This is a genomic window from Parabacteroides sp. AT13, from assembly GCF_002272965.1.
Taxonomy (GTDB): Bacteria; Bacteroidota; Bacteroidia; order Bacteroidales; family Tannerellaceae; genus Parabacteroides; species Parabacteroides distasonis.
The window spans coordinates 2,392,774-2,408,240 of sequence record NZ_NQMH01000001.1; the positions used below are offsets into that span (position 1 = coordinate 2,392,774).

Here is a 15,467-nt window from a genome sequence, read left to right on the forward strand (position 1 = left end):
GGTTAAAAATGTACTGACAAAACTCTGTTCTTCATCACCATTTCGGGGTCGCTCGTGTAGCGTTGGTGCAGGTAGAAATGGTGGGAACCGAAGCCGTAAAGGAAAAACCTGTCAAGTCCGTGCTTCTCGGCAAAGTTCTTTACACTCCGTCTTAACTGCTCCTCACTCGTTGCAAGAGTGAGGAGGTTCACAAATTCAAGGAACATCGTGGGGATTTTATCGTCCCACAGACAAACCATGCTTTCAATTTTTACTTCCATACTATTGGGTATTATAGGTTGATACTATGCCGCTTCCATCCGCTGGCGGATAAGGTTCACGTTGCTGTTCACAAGGTTTACAATGCGGTCGTGGTACTCGGTATTGGAATTGTGCAAGCCACGACTTTGCACCACTTCCAATGTCTTCAAGGAAACCTCCACCGTTTCTATGCGCTTGCCGTCAATGGTAGCGGATAGGATAAGAGAGTTCTTTTCAAGGAAATAGGAGTTGGAAAACACGCAATGGTGCAGTTCCGTCCCTTCCGCTGCAAACTCCGCAACGCTCTCCAACACACGCACCTGCAAAGTGCCGTCCGTGAAGGCGATGCCGAAGAATATGCCTTTGAGTTTGCGGTATGCCTTCTCGTGTTTCTTCGCTTGGCGGATGCGTTCCTCCAACTTCTTGCGTTCTATCTCCTTGTTGCGCTTGTGCATAAGTCTGTCGTGTTCGGCTTTGAGGTCGGAGGGACAGACGTACTTCGGGCTGTTCGTGTCCTTGCCGAAATGCCGCAGGAGGTCTATGGTGTCACGCCACATGGAGCCGTCAGCAATGGTGTAGCCGTTGCGGATACATATCTTTACGGATGCCCAATACCTCTCTATGTCAAAGGAACTGCGGATATAGTGGCGCAACATGGGGTATTGCCCTGCCTTCAACAGCGTTTCGGCTCGGCTGTCGGAAAGGATAGCCGTGAAAAGGTCGTAAGGCAGTATGTTGTGGTATTCGCCATTGAAGCCGTTGCGTTTCAGTTCGGGTATGAAACGCTGTCGGGGATAGGTGCAGACGGGGTTTATATCGTATGCACGGAGTTTGTTGTTCTTGCGTACCTCCATGTCGCTGTATTCCGCCCATAGGTCGTAGTAAAGTATGGACATTCCACGCAGTCGGGCAATGGTGACGGTTGTGCCTTTGGGCGAAATCCACCTTTGCACCACTTCATAAATGGAATACCCGGCTGCCTGCCCTGCCTTGTATTGGGACTTGACGAAGAAGAAGCGTATCACTTGGTACTGCTTGCAGGTGGTGATGATGCAGAAATACTCGTTCTCGCTGAACACGCTCTTTCGGGTGCGCAACGCTTCCAACTCCATGCCGCAATGCGGGCAGGTGCATCCGCAAACGGTGTCCGCAAGGTTGTGTTCACTCCTCCACGAATGTCCGCACTCGGTGCAGATGTTCGTGCCGTCCGCCCTCTTGATGGCGTAATGTTTGAAGCAATGGCGGAAAGCGTAAGCCCTCTGTGTGGCGGTCAATTTCGGCAGTCGCTCGCTCAATCGTGCGACTTCCTGCTGTATGGGTGTTCTCGGTTTCATAATCAGAAATTGAATAGGTTGGGTTGTTGTACTTCTTGTGCGGTCGCTTTGGTGGCGGTTCTCGGCTTGCTGCGGTTCTGCAACTTGCGGAGTTCCTCCTCTTGGTATCTGCGGACTGCGTTCTGCCGTGCTTCCGCCTTTTCCTCTGCCGTGAGTTCCACAACGTGGTTCACCGCCACTTGGCACTGAATGGGCTTGCCTACCTCTATCTCGTTCTCGTCATAGTAGTGGACGGCTTGCCCGAATATCTCCCCGTCCGTGAAGCCGTTGCAACCGCTCCGCTGCACGTAGTTGAGAATGTAGGTGACACAATCGTCTATGTTCTTGGCAGGGTTGCGGTAGTTCCTCGCAAAGAGCGTATCTTCCGCTGCACGCTGCTCCAGATACATCTGTATCGTTCTCTTGAAATGTTCTGTTCCTTTCATATCGCTGTCTTTTTTAGATTGTCTGTTTCAGTATTTCTCTCCAATAGGTCGGCTCTACCTCGCTCAGAAGGAAGTCTGTAAAGTCCCTCCGTGCGTCCTTGTTCAGTTCTCGGTAGAGTTCACGGAACACGGATATGTTGCCGTTGATGTACGTTTCCACCATGTACACGAAGATGTTGTCCACCTCGTAGTATCTGCACTGCTGCGCTGCCGTTTTGCTGCTTCTCTTTGCCATGTCAGTAGGGGTTAAAGGGTGAATAACCAAAGGATGAAGCCGAAGAAGGCAATAGTGGAAAGGATAGCCACGATTACACCTATCGCCACTCGGAACACTCCGTTTACAATCTCTCTAATAATGCCCCAAAAGATGCCGAACATCCCGAAGGCGGTGCGTACCATCAAGCCGCATATCGCAAGCCCTATGTACTGCGCCATTTGTCTGAAATTTGCCGTTGCCGTCATATCTTCGCTGTTTTTGATTTTTTTGTTTTTTAATGCGGATTCAAGAGCTGAGGGAGTTGAGTTTCAAACTATCTTATCTGCCTCTCGTTTATCCGACATTTTTTTTATGCGTCTTTCTGTCGCATCGGTCGTTTTCGTTTCGGGTGCTTGAAAAGGTAGGGATTAGGGAATGCAAGGTTTTTCGGGAAAAATACTACCCGCAGGGCTGGAGATTTTTTCCGAAAACAGGAGGCTTGACCTTGCATTCCCGTCCAATCCCGGAATTACCTTTGCGCCCAGAACGGAAATGACTATCTGATGCGGCTCACTGAAAGACGCGAAAATGGAGGTAAACGGAAGTGGAGGCAGATTGGACAGGAAAACTTCAAAAGAGAAATCCGTAAAAAAGGGAAAACGCCAAAAGGAAAAGGGACATAGCCGGAGGCGTGAAACCGGGCAAACCACCGGCAAGGAAGTATGATTTTATATGTCTGGCCGAGCGTGTACGGTCGGACGGATAAAATCATTCTTCCCGGTTTGCCTGCCGTGTGTGACGGCTTGTTCCATTTATGGATCGGGCGGTCAGACACGGCTTTCCGCTTACGGCTCAAAGGAACAGTGGAAAAAGAAAAATCGTCAGAAACCCGTAAAAGCACCTCTTTGGCATAAGCACAAAAGAAATGGGCCTTGCATCATTAGTCTAAACTGTTGTTTAGGCGTGAGGCAAAGCCCTTTTCTCCGCTTATGCGTAGTCGGCATACGTTCGACCAAAATCCTTTTGGGCGATGGTGTGCCGACGGACAAAACCGCTTTTACGGAAAAACTTGTATGAGAAGAAAAAATTAGGGAGATTCATTTCAAAATCTCCCGTTTTATTGTTACTTTTGCATACGAAGAGTTCTTTGAAGGTTACGCAACGCGCAGAAGGATGATGCAGTAGATAACTAACTAAATCGTAACCTATTACTATCATGAGCAATTAACCTACGCTCAGTTCCAATAAATTACACTCTTTTCGTAACTTCCTACAACAAGTATAAAAAGAATGCGGACGAAACCAAATGGTTAAGCGATAGCCGCTACAAGAAATATGAGTACTTGGATTGCGAAGGTGCTAAGAAGGTAGATGCGAAGGCTTTTTTGGAGGCTCCGGCTTATATGTGGTATTTGACTTCAGAAGGTTCTTTGAAGAATATGATGGCGGAAGAAACTGACACAGAATCTTCTATCGAAGGTGCTATCATCTTGATCAATGAGAAAGAGGGAGTTTACGCTTTTGGTACGGATACGGTTAAGTTGACAAAAGGTCCGAAGGTTGAGGATGCTCAGAAGATGGGCTACAAAGTCGTAACGAAGGCTGACGAGGTGAATGGCGCATTGTCATTCCGTTTGGTTTCTCTATTGGCTGACGATTTGTATATGATCGCTAAGAATAATGGTACGATGTATGTTGCTAACAGCGAGTTGGCTGACGCTCAGAAACTGAAAGTGGTTGCCACTGAGGTTGCTGCTGAAGAGGGCGAAGAGGCTGTGTATGCTACTGTAGGTAACAAGGTTGTTAAACCTGTTTACTATATTACGGATCGTTTAGGCAAGAAAGTTCTTGTATCTGCAGATAGCAATTATAAGTTAGAGGATATCGATGGTGAAAATGGCTCTATCGACAATGAGAACGTTTTGAAGGTTTCTTTCTTATCAATGGGTAAGGATAATCAATATAAGATTGTTTATGGCGATGATGAGGAATCTGCTATTACAGCTAACGCTGCTTCCGGTATCTTGGAGGAAGGCGTTAAGTGTGACGACAAGAACGTAATCTTCGAGTTCGCTACGCAAGAAGCTCCTGCTTATGGCGCTCCTGCTATCGGCCATGTACAGATCACTACTTTGGAGGATGACAACAAGATGATCGCTAACCAGGAAGATGGTTTCGCTGCGTTGAAGGCTGAGGGTCAATCCATCTTGAAGAGCGATGTTTATACTCAAGATACGTTGACTATGTGGTTGGATACAGCTTGTGTGACATTCAATGAGACTATGCCGTTGTATTATATCTCTACGAAGACATTCAACGCAGAGGCTGAGACTCGCAACTTCTTGATTAACCCGGCTAATATTTCTGCCGAAATTGAGAAGAATAATGAAGATCCGGATGCGACAGAGATCGAGAATATCTATGATTATGCTCATGTAGCTGGTGATGATACTTATCGTGCGGCATTTGCGGCAGCTTCTGTATGTGGTCTTGACTCTATCGCTATCGATGGTGATACGATCGGTTTGATGCAATTGAATCCGGCAGCTGTTGCTTTTGAAGTAGCCGCTGAGATTAGCGATGAGGCTTATCGCATCGTTTCTAAGTTGCATGCTGAAAATGAGGAGTATGATGCAGAAGTTGAGGGTTCTCTTCCTTACGTGGAATCAGAAACGACTCTTTATCTGGCTCAATTGAACAACGTATTGTTCTGGACGGAAGATCAAGCTAAGGCTGAAATCTTCGTAATCAACCGTGCTTCCACTCCGACATCTAACGAAGGTATCGAGGCTGAGTCTGCTGTTAAGGTTATCGCTGGTAACGGTACAGTAACCGTACAGGGTGCAGCTGGTCAGACTGTAACGATCGCTACCGTATTAGGTAAGGCCGTTGCTAACGAGGTAGTTGCTTCCGACAACGCTACGATCGCTGCTCCGGCAGGTGTAGTATTCGTAACCGTAAACGGTGAGACTACGAAAGTGGTTGTTAAATAAGCACAATTGATATAGAATGCGAAAAGCATTTGAAGAAGATATATAATTCTAAGATTCCCGTGCGGAGATTCGTCTTCAAGTAAACCGTGAGGTTGAACATGCGGGGATATTAATACTAAAGTAAAAAATTAAAGCTCTCCGTCAGTATTTCCGTGAGGCAAGAAAGCGGAAAAAGAATAAGCCCCGGTCGGTTTCTCGATCGGGGCTTTTTGTCTATTCTTTGTCGTTTTTATCTTTAAGTCTCAATCCGGTTCTAGCGTTGAGGGGAGAGATTACCGAGTGGCCTAAATCGCTTTCAAGTTGTTTGCGGGCGGCCTCTGCTGCTTTTCCTCCTTGTTTGGCGATAACTTCGTGTTCTTCGAGATGTTGCGGATTCTTTTCTTTGGCAGTTTTACCGGCCCACGTTTGATAGATGATATCTGTAAGGGTAGCAAACTGAACGCCCTCTTGTAGTCCGTGTCGTTTCCATTCATCGGTTAGGTCTTTACGTATCTCGATGCTTTTAAGGCGTTGATTAATCCAATTATCCGAGTACCCCAACGCTTTATATTCCCTCATGGCTCGATCTATCGTTAACTCGGGGTCTTGCATTTCATCCAATCGCTCTTTTGCCACTTGGGCCATCCATAGCTTGAAAGGTTCTGCTTTAGGGGATGGGATGGATTGGATAAGCCGGAACAGCTGTTCTGTCGTAGCTACGTCGGTTTTGTAGTATTTCCCATCGGTAGAAGGTAATTTCAGTTGGTTACAATTTGTAACCGACTCATTTCCCTCTTTTCTTAGCCTATGTTTCAGCACCTTCCAGTAATTGCTAGGATTAGGACTATCTGTTAGGATAGCGACAACGCTAGGATCGTCATACTTGCCGGTATCGAAGCCGTGATTGTTGAATGTGAGACCACTGTTAAGGTGGTAGTTAAATACAGTTTCTCGATCGGGGCTTTTTTGGTGAATCTTTTTAATTTTGTACTTTTGTAGGCTTGCACGAATGTTATACATGAATAGGAGAATTAGACAATGGCCAGCGATGATATAAAACAGGCATGGAAAGTGCCGGAACCTACGTTAAGGAGGTTACCGTGGTATCTTGCGTTCGTAAAGTTGATGAAAGGGAAAGGGGAAGCGTTTATCTCATCTACCCAGATCGCTAAGGAGATAAATGTAGATCCTAGTCAGGTCGCTAAAGATCTCTCTTTTGTGAATATCTCCGGGAAGACGAGAGTGGGATACGATATTAACGCGTTGGTTGACGTACTGGAGGATTTCCTCGGTTTTACATCCCAGCATAAGGCATTTCTGTTTGGGGTAGGGAGTCTGGGCGCTTCTTTGTTGCATGACACCGGACTGAGCCAATATGGTTTGGAGATCGTGGCGGGCTTTGATGTCCGTGAGGATTTGGACGGGAGCATGATCAATGGCATTCCCGTTTTTCATATGGATGATTTTCCTGCCAAGCAGAAAGAATATGGCGCGACGATCGGGGTGATCACCGTGCCGGTGGAGAAAGCGCAGGAGGTGACAGACCGGATTATCGAGGGAGGAATCAAGGCTCTTTGGAATTTTACCCCGTTCCGTATATGGGTGCCGGAACATATCGTAGTCCAGAACACTTCTATGTATGCGCATTTAGCTGTTATGTTTAATCGATTGAACTCAATGAATCACTAAAATATGAAGATTATCGCCGTTGGAATGAACTATGCCGCTCACAATAAAGAGCTGCATCATTCGTTAGAATTATCAGAGCCTACTATTTTTATGAAGTCGGACTCCTCTTTGTTGAAAGATGGGAAACCGTTTTTTATTCCGGATTTTTCATCGGAAGTTCATTATGAGACGGAGATCGTGGTACGGATAGACCGTTTGGGGAAAAATATAGCCGAGCGTTTCGCTCATCGTTATTATAATGAGGTTACGGTCGGTATTGATTTCACGGCACGGGATTTGCAGAATAAATTGCGTGCGCAAGGGCTACCGTGGGAAATTAGTAAGGCGTTTGATAATTCGGCTGTGATCGGGACCTTTATTCCGCTGGAGCAAGCGGGGGATGTAAACCGGCTTCCGTTCCATCTGGATATCAATGGCTCGAAGGTACAGGAAGGCAATACCTCGAATATGCTGTTTTCGGTAGATAAGATTATCGCGTATGTAAGTCGCTTCTTTACGCTGAAAATAGGCGATTTGATTTATACCGGAACACCTGCTGGCGTAGGTCCCGTGAAGATCGACGATCATCTGGAGGGATATCTTGGCGAGCGGAAGCTTCTGGATTTTTATGTGAGATGAGAAGATTAATATATATATTCATTATAGGTTTATTACTTTGCTCATATACATGGGCGGATGGTAGCCGTTATGCTTCTAAATCCCTGTTATCGGAAGGGAAATGGGTGAAGATCCGGGTGGATAAGACCGGAATCTACAAATTATCCTATGCGGATTTGAAGAATATGGGTTTCTCGGACCCATCGAAAGTCTCTGTCCATGGCTATGGAGGATGGCCCTTGGATGAGGATTTCAGTAAAGAATATATCGATGATGTCCCTTCTACTCCGGTTTGGCGTGGGAGTGATTACCTGTTATTCTACGGGAAAGGGTCGGTTAAATGGGAATATGACTCGTCGAGCCAGACATTCGTGCATACGAATAATCCTTATTGTTTGTATGGTTATTATTTTGTGACCGATGCCACACCCACGAATGATATGACTTCCGTGGCTCAAGCGAGTGGTGCTTCCACTCGGATTACGACTTATGATGATTATCTATTGCATGAGCAAGAGTTAGTCTCCGTAAACCAATCCGGCCGGGAGTTTTTTGGAGAGGACTTTAGTGGGGCACGCCCTCGTACAATTTCTACCTTTTCTTCTATCCCCGGGATTACGGATGCGGACGGTAAGGTGACCATGCGTTTTATCTCAAGAATTAACTCTGGCTCCGGTACGGCTTCTTTAAGTATCAATGACTCCGAATTGTTGGATATAACCATACCTTCTATCCAAACAGTAAGCTCGAATGTCAGATCGTATACAAAGGCGATTCCCGGGACAACCACCGCGTTATGGAAGGGATCAAAAAGTGAGAAAAATAACGTAGTGGTTTCCTATAGTTCAAGTGGACATACGAATGTACGTTTGGACTATATCCGTATGCAATTTGTCCGTACGTTGCGCCCTTATGGGGCTTGTACTTTTTTCAGAAGCTTGACTTCTGTAGGAAATGCGTCTCGCTTTGTTATTAGCGAGGCGAATTCGAATACCTTGGTGTTTGATGTGACCGATGCGTTAAATGTGAAGAGAGTGGAAGCCGATCTGAATGGTTCTGAACTTTCATTTACAATACCAGCGGGTAGATTGAGGGAGTTTGTGTTGGTTCAAACCAATCAAACATTTCCTTCTCCGGAAGTCGTGGGAGAAGTCGCTTCCTCAAATCTGCATGGTTTGGAACAGAGGGATATGATTATTATATCGGCTCCGTCTTTGGTTCAGCAGGCGGAGCGTTTGGCGGTTGCGCACCGTGAGAAAGATGGCTTGACTGTTGAAGTCGTAACTCCAGAGGCGATTTATAATGAGTTCTCTAGTGGAACTCCAGATGCGACGGCATATCGTCGTTTGATGAAGATGTTTTACGATCGTAGTTCTTCTTTGGGTAATCCTCCAAAATATTTATTGCTTTTCGGAGACGGGATCTATGATAATCGGGGGATAAGCGGTGAGGTGCAAGGTGTTTCACGGAGTAATATGCTCCTGACTTTCCAGTCTCAAGAGTCATTGAATGTCTACTCTTATGCGACAGATGATTATTTTGCGTTTTTAGAGGATATTTCCGGCAGTAATTTTAGCCGAGATAAGATGTGTCTGGGTGTCGGGCGCTTTCCAATCCGTACAGTAACGGAGGCGACTCAGATGGTGGATAAGACGATTTCTTATATGGAGAATAAGGATTCGGGTAGTTGGAAGAATAACGTGACATTCGTGGCGGATGATGGAAATAATGAGGATAGCTTCACAACGAATCATATGAAGCAGGCAGATCAGCTTGCTGAGGCCATTGAAGAGATGCAACCCGGTTTTCTAGTTAATAAAGTGTATTTCGATGCTTATAAGCGTAGCAGCCTCGGGACTTATCCGGATGTGCATAATGAGATTGAGAAACTATTAAAAAGTGGTCAGTTGTTGATTAATTATACGGGGCATGGCAGTACGACCCATTGGGCGGACGAAAGCGTATGGACACAAACCGATATCAATAATTCCAGTTATAAGCATCTGCCGGTGTGGGTGACGGCTACCTGCGACTTTACCCGTTTTGACGATGTGAAAACTTCTGCGGGTGAATCTGTTTTCTTGAATCCTACCAGTGGGGGTATCGCTTTGTTTACGACGACCCGTGTCGTGTTCTCCGGTAATAATGCGAACTTAAATAAGGCACTCATCGATAACCTGTTCCAAGAAGGCGCGAATAGCCGTTATACGCTTGGAGAGGCGATGATGTATACGAAACGTCAACTCAATGACTCAAATAAATTGAACTTTATCTTAATCGGAGACCCGGCGTTAAAGTTTGCGTATCCAGAGTATAAGGCTCGGGTGACGGCTGTGAATGGAGAAGCTGTTTCTGATGAGCCTTTTGAGTTTAAGGCGTTATCCCGGATTACGGTAGAGGGTGAAATCTTGAATCCGTCAGGTTCTTTTGCCGCGGATTTCACGGGCGTATTAAGCTCGACCATATTTGATAGCCAAAGTTCCATTACGACTTTAGGGAATAGCTCTGAGAAATTCACTTATCTCGATTATCCGAATACGATTTATATAGGTAGAGACTCGGTTCGAAATGGAAAGTTCAGCTTTACTTTTATGGTCCCGAAGGATATCTCTTATTCCAATAAGAAAGGTAAATTAAACCTATATGCGTCTTCCGAGACAAAAGAGGCGCAGGGTTCTTTCTTCGATTTTATCGTGGGGGGGACTTCGGATACGGCGGAGACTGATACGATCGGTCCCAAGATCCGGCAGATCTATTTGAATGATTCCAGTTTTGTTTCGGGCGATAAGGTAAACACGACTCCTTATTTTGTAGCGAAGCTGTGGGATAAGAGCGGCGTGAATATAACCGGCAGTAGCGTAGGGCATGATATGATGTTGACGATTGATAGTATGCCCTCTATGAGCTATAACTTAAATAGTTATTATGCGTTGCTACCAGATAGTGAGAACGAAGGACTTGTCCAGTTCTCCATCCCCGAGATGGAGCCGGGAATGCATACGGCCGAGTTTAAGGTGTGGGATATCTTAAATAACTCCACAACCTATACCTTTACTTTTGAGGTGGCGGAAGGGTTGAAACCTAATCTGATCGAGATGTATGCCACCCCGAATCCGGCACGGGATCAGGTGGAATTCTTTCTGCATCACAATCGTCCGGAGTCGAACTTAAAGGTGACGGTTATGGTTTATGATATGACCGGTAAGTTCCTATGGAGTACAGAGAAGAGCGGTTCCTCCGAGTTGTTTAAGGCTTATATCGTAACTTGGAACCTGACGGATAACGGTGGCAGGCGGTTGCGCCCGGGAGTTTATCTGTATCGGGCGGCGATTAGCACGAATAACTCGAAAGAGGCGACGAAAGCGAATAAATTAATCATTCTCGCACAATAAAGTATCGGGTAATTAGTTTATAATAAGCATGGGGGTATGTTTATTACCCTCTAGGAATGATAAATGTAAATGTATTTTTAGAATAGAATATATGGTAAGAGTTTCAAGATTCAGTCTGTTACTAGCGGTTTTCAGCTTTTTGACGGCATTTACGGCTTTATATGCCCAAGGAGGCGCAGACGATGTTAAACATAAATTCGCCCCGATTAATACGGCGATACCGTCTTTGTCTATTGCGCCCGATGCTCGCGGAGGTGCTATGGGTGATAACGGTGTGGCTACTACGCCGGATGTGAATTCCCAATACTGGAACCCGGCTAAGTATGCTTTTAGTTATAGTAAGGCCGGAGTCGCTTTATCCTATACGCCTTGGTTACGTAAATTGGTGAATGATGTGGCTTTAGCATATCTGGCCGGTTATTATAAATTAGGCGATAGCGATATGCAGGCGATCGGAGCTTCCTTGCGTTATTTCTCTTTAGGAGAAGTACAGGAAAGCCGGGATGGAGGAATGGGTAATCAGCTCATATTGAATCCTTATGAGATGGCTTTTGATGTAAGTTATAGCCGTAAATTATCGGATGTGTTCTCTATGGCGGTCGCCTTGCGCTATATTCGTTCGGACATGGGTGCCTCGTCGGATGCGGATATGGTTCCGGATAACGCTTTTGCCGCTGATATCGCCGGTTATCTGGAGAAATACGTGATCTTAGGGAATAGCGAGTGCCTGTGGAGCTTTGGTTTTAATGTCTCCAATATCGGTACGAAGGTCTCTTACGACGGTGGAAATACCAACCAATTCTTGCCTACGATGTTAAAGGTTGGAACTGGTTTACTGTATCCGATCGATGATTATAACCAAATCGGTATCTATGTGGATTTGAGTAAATATTTAGTTCCTACCGAACCTATTCAAGAAGGTACGACTCCCGAGGATGAGGCTGCTTATAAGGAAAAACATGATGAATATAACAATATGTCCCCGATCACGGGTATCTTCAAATCATTCGGTGACTCGCCGAATGGCTTCAAGGGCGAGCTAGAGGAGATTATGGCCTCTATCGGTCTGGAGTATAATTACAATCAGCAGTTCTTTGTTCGTGGCGGTTATTACTATGAGAATAAATATCAGGGAAACCGTCAGTACTTCTCAGTCGGTGCTGGTTTCCGCATGAGTGTTTTCCAGTTGGATGCCGCTTATCTGATCAGTACGGTACAGAGTAACCCGTTGGACCAGACATTGCGCTTCTCCTTGTCGTTCGATATGGATGGAATCAAGAACCTTTTCAGATAAATGGATATGAAGATACGTGTAGGTTTTGGCTATGACGTCCACGCCTTGGTGCCGGACCGGGAATTATGGCTAGGCGGGATTAAGATCGAGCATACGTTGGGCCTATTGGGACATAGCGATGCGGACGTGTTGATCCATGCGATCTGCGACGCTTTACTGGGAGCGGCCAATATGCGGGATATCGGTTATCATTTCCCGGATACGGCTGGTGAATATAAGAATATCGATAGTAAGATCTTGCTCCGGGATACCATGAGGCTTTTAAGAGAGGCGGGCTATGAGTTGGGTAATATCGATGCCACCGTAGCCGCCGAGCGCCCTAAATTGAATCCCCATATCCCTCTGATGAAGAAAACGCTGGCCGAGGTCATGAACGTGGACGAGGAGGATATCTCTATCAAGGCTACGACCACGGAGAAGCTGGGCTTCACCGGACGGCAGGAAGGGATCTCGGCTTACGCTACGGTCTTGATACAGCGCATGGGATCGTAAACCAGAAAGTACTCCCTTTTCCTTCTTCCGACTCTACGCCGATCTTCCCGTGAAGATTCTCTAGGATCGTTTGGCAAATGGATAGTCCGAGTCCGGTTCCTTGGATAAAGGAATCGAATTTGGCGAAACGCTCGAATACGTGCGGGAGGTTCTTCCGCTCAATACCTTTTCCGGTATCTTTTACGTAAAAGTATAATCCATCTTCCCTCTCCTTGTATCCCATGCGGATAGCCCCTTGGAACGTGAACTTACAGGCGTTCGTGAGGAAGTTGGTGATCACTTGGGTCAAGCGATTCTTCTCGGAATAGATAACGCAATCCTGTTCAGGTATCTCGCAATAGAGAGTGACACCGTCTTTCACCCGGCTTTGGAAGGTCTGGTATAAGCTCCGGAATAGCGTGGATACGTTGAACTCGGAATAGATGAAATCCATTTGCCCGGCCTCGATCTTCGATAGGTCCAGGATATCGTTCACGAGTTGAAGGAGAAGCTCGTTGTTCGTCTCGATGATCTCGCAGAACTCTCTCGTCTCCTCGGAGTGGCAAGTTTCCGCTAGCAGGTTGGAAAAGCCTACGATAGCGTTCAGCGGGGTACGTATCTCGTGGCTCATGTTCGCTAGGAAGGCGGATTTCAACCGGTTGGATTCCTCTATCTTCTCCTTGTCCCTCAGTTCTTGTTCCATTTTTTTCCGTTGGTTGATGAGGGTAGTACCTCCGGTTAAGTAGGCGGGTTTTCCTTCCGGATCGGTTTTCCCTACGATCGCAAAGATCTCTATCCATGTATATTCAAGCCCTGTATCGTCTAAATAACGGATCTCCTCGTCGATCGATATGCTCTCGCCGGCGATTAGTTTATTGATCGCGTCTTGCATCTGTTCCAAGTCCTCGGGGTGAATGCCGCTATAAAACTCGTCCGCCGACATGCAGAATTGGCCGTCGGTTCCCTTGTCGCGAATGGATCTTTGGGTCAGGTAAATATTGTTACATTCGAGCCGTGCTTCTTTTACGTCCCATATCCATGTCATCATGTTGCTGGCTTTCAAGACGAGCTGGTATTTCTGGTTCAGGTCTTGCGCTTGGCGTGCGATTTGCAGCTCCTTGTCTTTGGCCTTTTGCTTTTGGATGAAGAGGCGGACCCGTAAGATCCCGATCGTTATCAATAACGCCAGAATGACGAGTAGGCTTATGATATGGATCTTGTATTTCTGTAAGAAACCGGGAGGCTCTTGGAAATACGTGGCGTTCGGGGGATATAGGCCGGGATCGATCTGGTGAAGCAATAGATGCTGGTAATTTAGGTAGGCCCTCGGGGTTTCCGCGGTCTGGATCGGGATTTCCTTACTATCTTTCCCCGAGAGGATCATTTCGATCGTGTTGACCGTCACCTGCGCATAATCCTCCGGAGAAACATAATATCCCCCGGCGAAATTCCCGTTTTCTGTTTGTACGTCTTGCAAGGTAAAGATTGGGGGGACGGAGAAACTATTGGTCATTTTCTGGACGTTATCGACTAGGTAACGATTCTCGTTATCCTTCCGGGTCCTGTACCATGAGTAATAAAGGACTCCGGTCTTATTGTCGAAAGAGGCCAGTCTGTCCAATAAGTTCTCGGTGGAAATGGAGGTGGTAGACAGTGGCTCGAATTGGATGCCCGGAAAATCTTTCCGTAGCACGGCCTCTACATCCGCTTTCGTTTGCTGGCTTATATAACGGCGGTCAAAAATAAAGGCCAGTTTGGTTAATTCCGGTTGTAGCTTTTTGATTAGCTCGATCGTTTGCTTGATATAGACTGGGTATTTTATAAAAGTGGCGTTATAGCCTTTTACTACGTCCGTGATGGGAACCAGCGTATCGAGCACGTTTTTATCTAGGTCTATCAGGTACTCTTCTTTCGGGTACATATAATCTCTGGCGTAGCAGATGATAGAGGGAATATCTTTCCATTCCTTGTCAAACAACGGGCGGGCGACAAGCCAAGAGGGATCTCCTATGCATACGACTAAGGTGGGTGGCACGGGAACTCTCTCTAGGATCATTGTTCTCTTCTCTTGAAACCCTTCCATAGTGCGGATACCGGGGATCTGTAAGGGAATCGCCTTTACGGTAAACCCTTCCTCCCCGAATTTTCTTTCTATATCAAGATAGGTCTGTTTCGTCCAGCTTTCCTCGAAGTTGATGGAGTGCAGTACGACTATAGACGGTTTCTCGCCGGAGCCTCGTGCGCTCATGTTCAAGTGGACCGTTAGTATAATAAAAATAAAAAGAATGATATTTCTCATGGCCGTTAATTCTAAGCGATATATGTAGCAAACGTGATTCTGGTAGCAAATGTAGTGATTCCGCTTTATTAAGCAAGAGGTTTGCCTGAAAATAAAGGTTTTATATGTAGTAAAATGGTAATAGTTCCATCTTGATAGGATAGCCTTTTCGCCCTTGTTTGCCTATTCGGAGATTAATACGTAGCTTTGAGCCAATAAAGTGGTATTTTTATGAAGAATAATGATTGGAAAGATCGATTAGGCGTGATGTACTCCACGAATCCCGATTTTCAATATAATACGGGAGATACGGAAGAGGAAGATACGTTGCCGAAGGAGAAACAAGCTTTGCGCATATCCTTGGATAAGCGGAACCGGGGAGGGAAGATGGTTACCTTGATCACCGGGTTCCGGGGCACTTCCGAGGATCTGACCGCCTTGGGAAAACTCTTGAAAGTGAAATGCGGCGTAGGCGGTTCCGCTAAGGACGGGGAGATAATCATCCAAGGGGACCTGCGTGCCAAGGTGTTGGATATCCTCCGGAAAGAGGGCTATTCGAAAAGCCGTACGATCTAATCC

Annotated in this window: 14 protein-coding genes; 7 read left to right on the top strand and 7 right to left on the bottom strand. The window is 46.2% G+C overall.

Annotated features, from left to right (window positions below):
- Positions 1 to 2 precede the first annotated feature (2 nt).
- Genes CI959_RS09965 through CI959_RS09985 form a run of 5 tightly spaced genes read right to left on the bottom strand, consistent with a single transcriptional unit; the run spans position 3 to position 2,461 of the window.
- Complete coding sequence (locus CI959_RS09965) at positions 3 to 260, bottom strand: hypothetical protein (protein ID WP_007366494.1); 258 nt, start codon at positions 258 to 260, stop codon at positions 3 to 5.
- Positions 261 to 284: 24 nt separating this feature from the next.
- Positions 285 to 1,574 carry a PcfJ domain-containing protein gene (locus CI959_RS09970; RefSeq protein WP_014224642.1) on the bottom strand — a complete coding sequence of 430 codons (1,290 nt, stop codon included), beginning with the start codon at positions 1,572 to 1,574 and terminating at the stop codon, positions 285 to 287.
- Positions 1,575 to 1,576: 2 nt separating this feature from the next.
- On the bottom strand, positions 1,577 to 1,999 hold the full coding sequence (locus CI959_RS09975; protein WP_007366492.1) for a PcfK-like family protein: 423 nt from the start codon (positions 1,997 to 1,999) through the stop codon (positions 1,577 to 1,579).
- A gap of 13 nt (positions 2,000 to 2,012) precedes the next feature.
- A complete protein-coding gene (locus CI959_RS09980; protein WP_007366491.1) occupies positions 2,013 to 2,234 on the bottom strand; it encodes a hypothetical protein in 222 nt (73 codons plus the stop codon).
- Between the two features lie 11 nt (positions 2,235 to 2,245).
- Positions 2,246 to 2,461, bottom strand: coding sequence for a hypothetical protein (locus CI959_RS09985; RefSeq protein ID WP_007366490.1), 216 nt, complete (start codon positions 2,459 to 2,461; stop codon positions 2,246 to 2,248).
- A gap of 1,077 nt (positions 2,462 to 3,538) precedes the next feature.
- Here CI959_RS09985 and CI959_RS10005 point away from each other — a divergent pair.
- On the top strand, positions 3,539 to 5,188 hold the full coding sequence (locus tag CI959_RS10005; RefSeq protein ID WP_255223115.1) for a DUF6383 domain-containing protein: 1,650 nt from the start codon (positions 3,539 to 3,541) through the stop codon (positions 5,186 to 5,188).
- Between the two features lie 213 nt (positions 5,189 to 5,401).
- Here CI959_RS10005 and CI959_RS10010 read toward each other — a convergent pair whose 3' ends face one another.
- Positions 5,402 to 6,187: a Bro-N domain-containing protein gene (locus tag CI959_RS10010; RefSeq protein ID WP_009276451.1), complete on the bottom strand. Its 786-nt coding sequence runs from the start codon at positions 6,185 to 6,187 to the stop codon at positions 5,402 to 5,404.
- Between the two features lie 18 nt (positions 6,188 to 6,205).
- Between CI959_RS10010 and CI959_RS10015 the strand changes: the two genes are divergently transcribed.
- The 5 genes from CI959_RS10015 to ispF all read left to right on the top strand — a co-directional run bounded on the left by CI959_RS10015 (position 6,206) and on the right by ispF (position 12,631).
- Positions 6,206 to 6,856 carry a redox-sensing transcriptional repressor Rex gene (locus tag CI959_RS10015; protein ID WP_057316865.1) on the top strand — a complete coding sequence of 217 codons (651 nt, stop codon included), beginning with the start codon at positions 6,206 to 6,208 and terminating at the stop codon, positions 6,854 to 6,856.
- Between the two features lie 3 nt (positions 6,857 to 6,859).
- Positions 6,860 to 7,474, top strand: a complete 615-nt coding sequence (locus CI959_RS10020) for a fumarylacetoacetate hydrolase family protein (RefSeq protein ID WP_005861219.1) — start codon at positions 6,860 to 6,862, stop codon at positions 7,472 to 7,474.
- Positions 7,471 to 10,845 (top strand): type IX secretion system sortase PorU, encoded by a 3,375-nt coding sequence (gene porU, locus CI959_RS10025; protein ID WP_057316863.1) that lies wholly within the window; start codon positions 7,471 to 7,473, stop codon positions 10,843 to 10,845. Before CI959_RS10020 ends, porU begins: the two co-directional genes overlap by 4 nt.
- A 91-nt stretch (positions 10,846 to 10,936) precedes the next feature.
- The gene (porV, locus tag CI959_RS10030) at positions 10,937 to 12,139 is read left to right on the top strand and encodes a type IX secretion system outer membrane channel protein PorV (protein ID WP_005861221.1); all 1,203 of its coding nucleotides are present in this window, start codon (positions 10,937 to 10,939) and stop codon (positions 12,137 to 12,139) included.
- A gap of 6 nt (positions 12,140 to 12,145) precedes the next feature.
- The gene (gene ispF, locus CI959_RS10035) at positions 12,146 to 12,631 is read left to right on the top strand and encodes a 2-C-methyl-D-erythritol 2,4-cyclodiphosphate synthase (RefSeq protein ID WP_005861223.1); all 486 of its coding nucleotides are present in this window, start codon (positions 12,146 to 12,148) and stop codon (positions 12,629 to 12,631) included.
- Here the strand turns inward: ispF and CI959_RS10040 are convergent.
- Positions 12,600 to 14,909 carry a PAS domain-containing sensor histidine kinase gene (locus CI959_RS10040; protein ID WP_172606902.1) on the bottom strand — a complete coding sequence of 770 codons (2,310 nt, stop codon included), beginning with the start codon at positions 14,907 to 14,909 and terminating at the stop codon, positions 12,600 to 12,602. The genes ispF and CI959_RS10040 overlap by 32 nt on opposite strands.
- A gap of 210 nt (positions 14,910 to 15,119) precedes the next feature.
- On the opposite strand from CI959_RS10040, the gene CI959_RS10045 reads away from it, so the two are divergent.
- Positions 15,120 to 15,464, top strand: a complete 345-nt coding sequence (locus tag CI959_RS10045; protein ID WP_005861235.1) for a translation initiation factor — start codon at positions 15,120 to 15,122, stop codon at positions 15,462 to 15,464.
- The last annotated feature ends 3 nt before the right edge of the window (positions 15,465 to 15,467 follow it).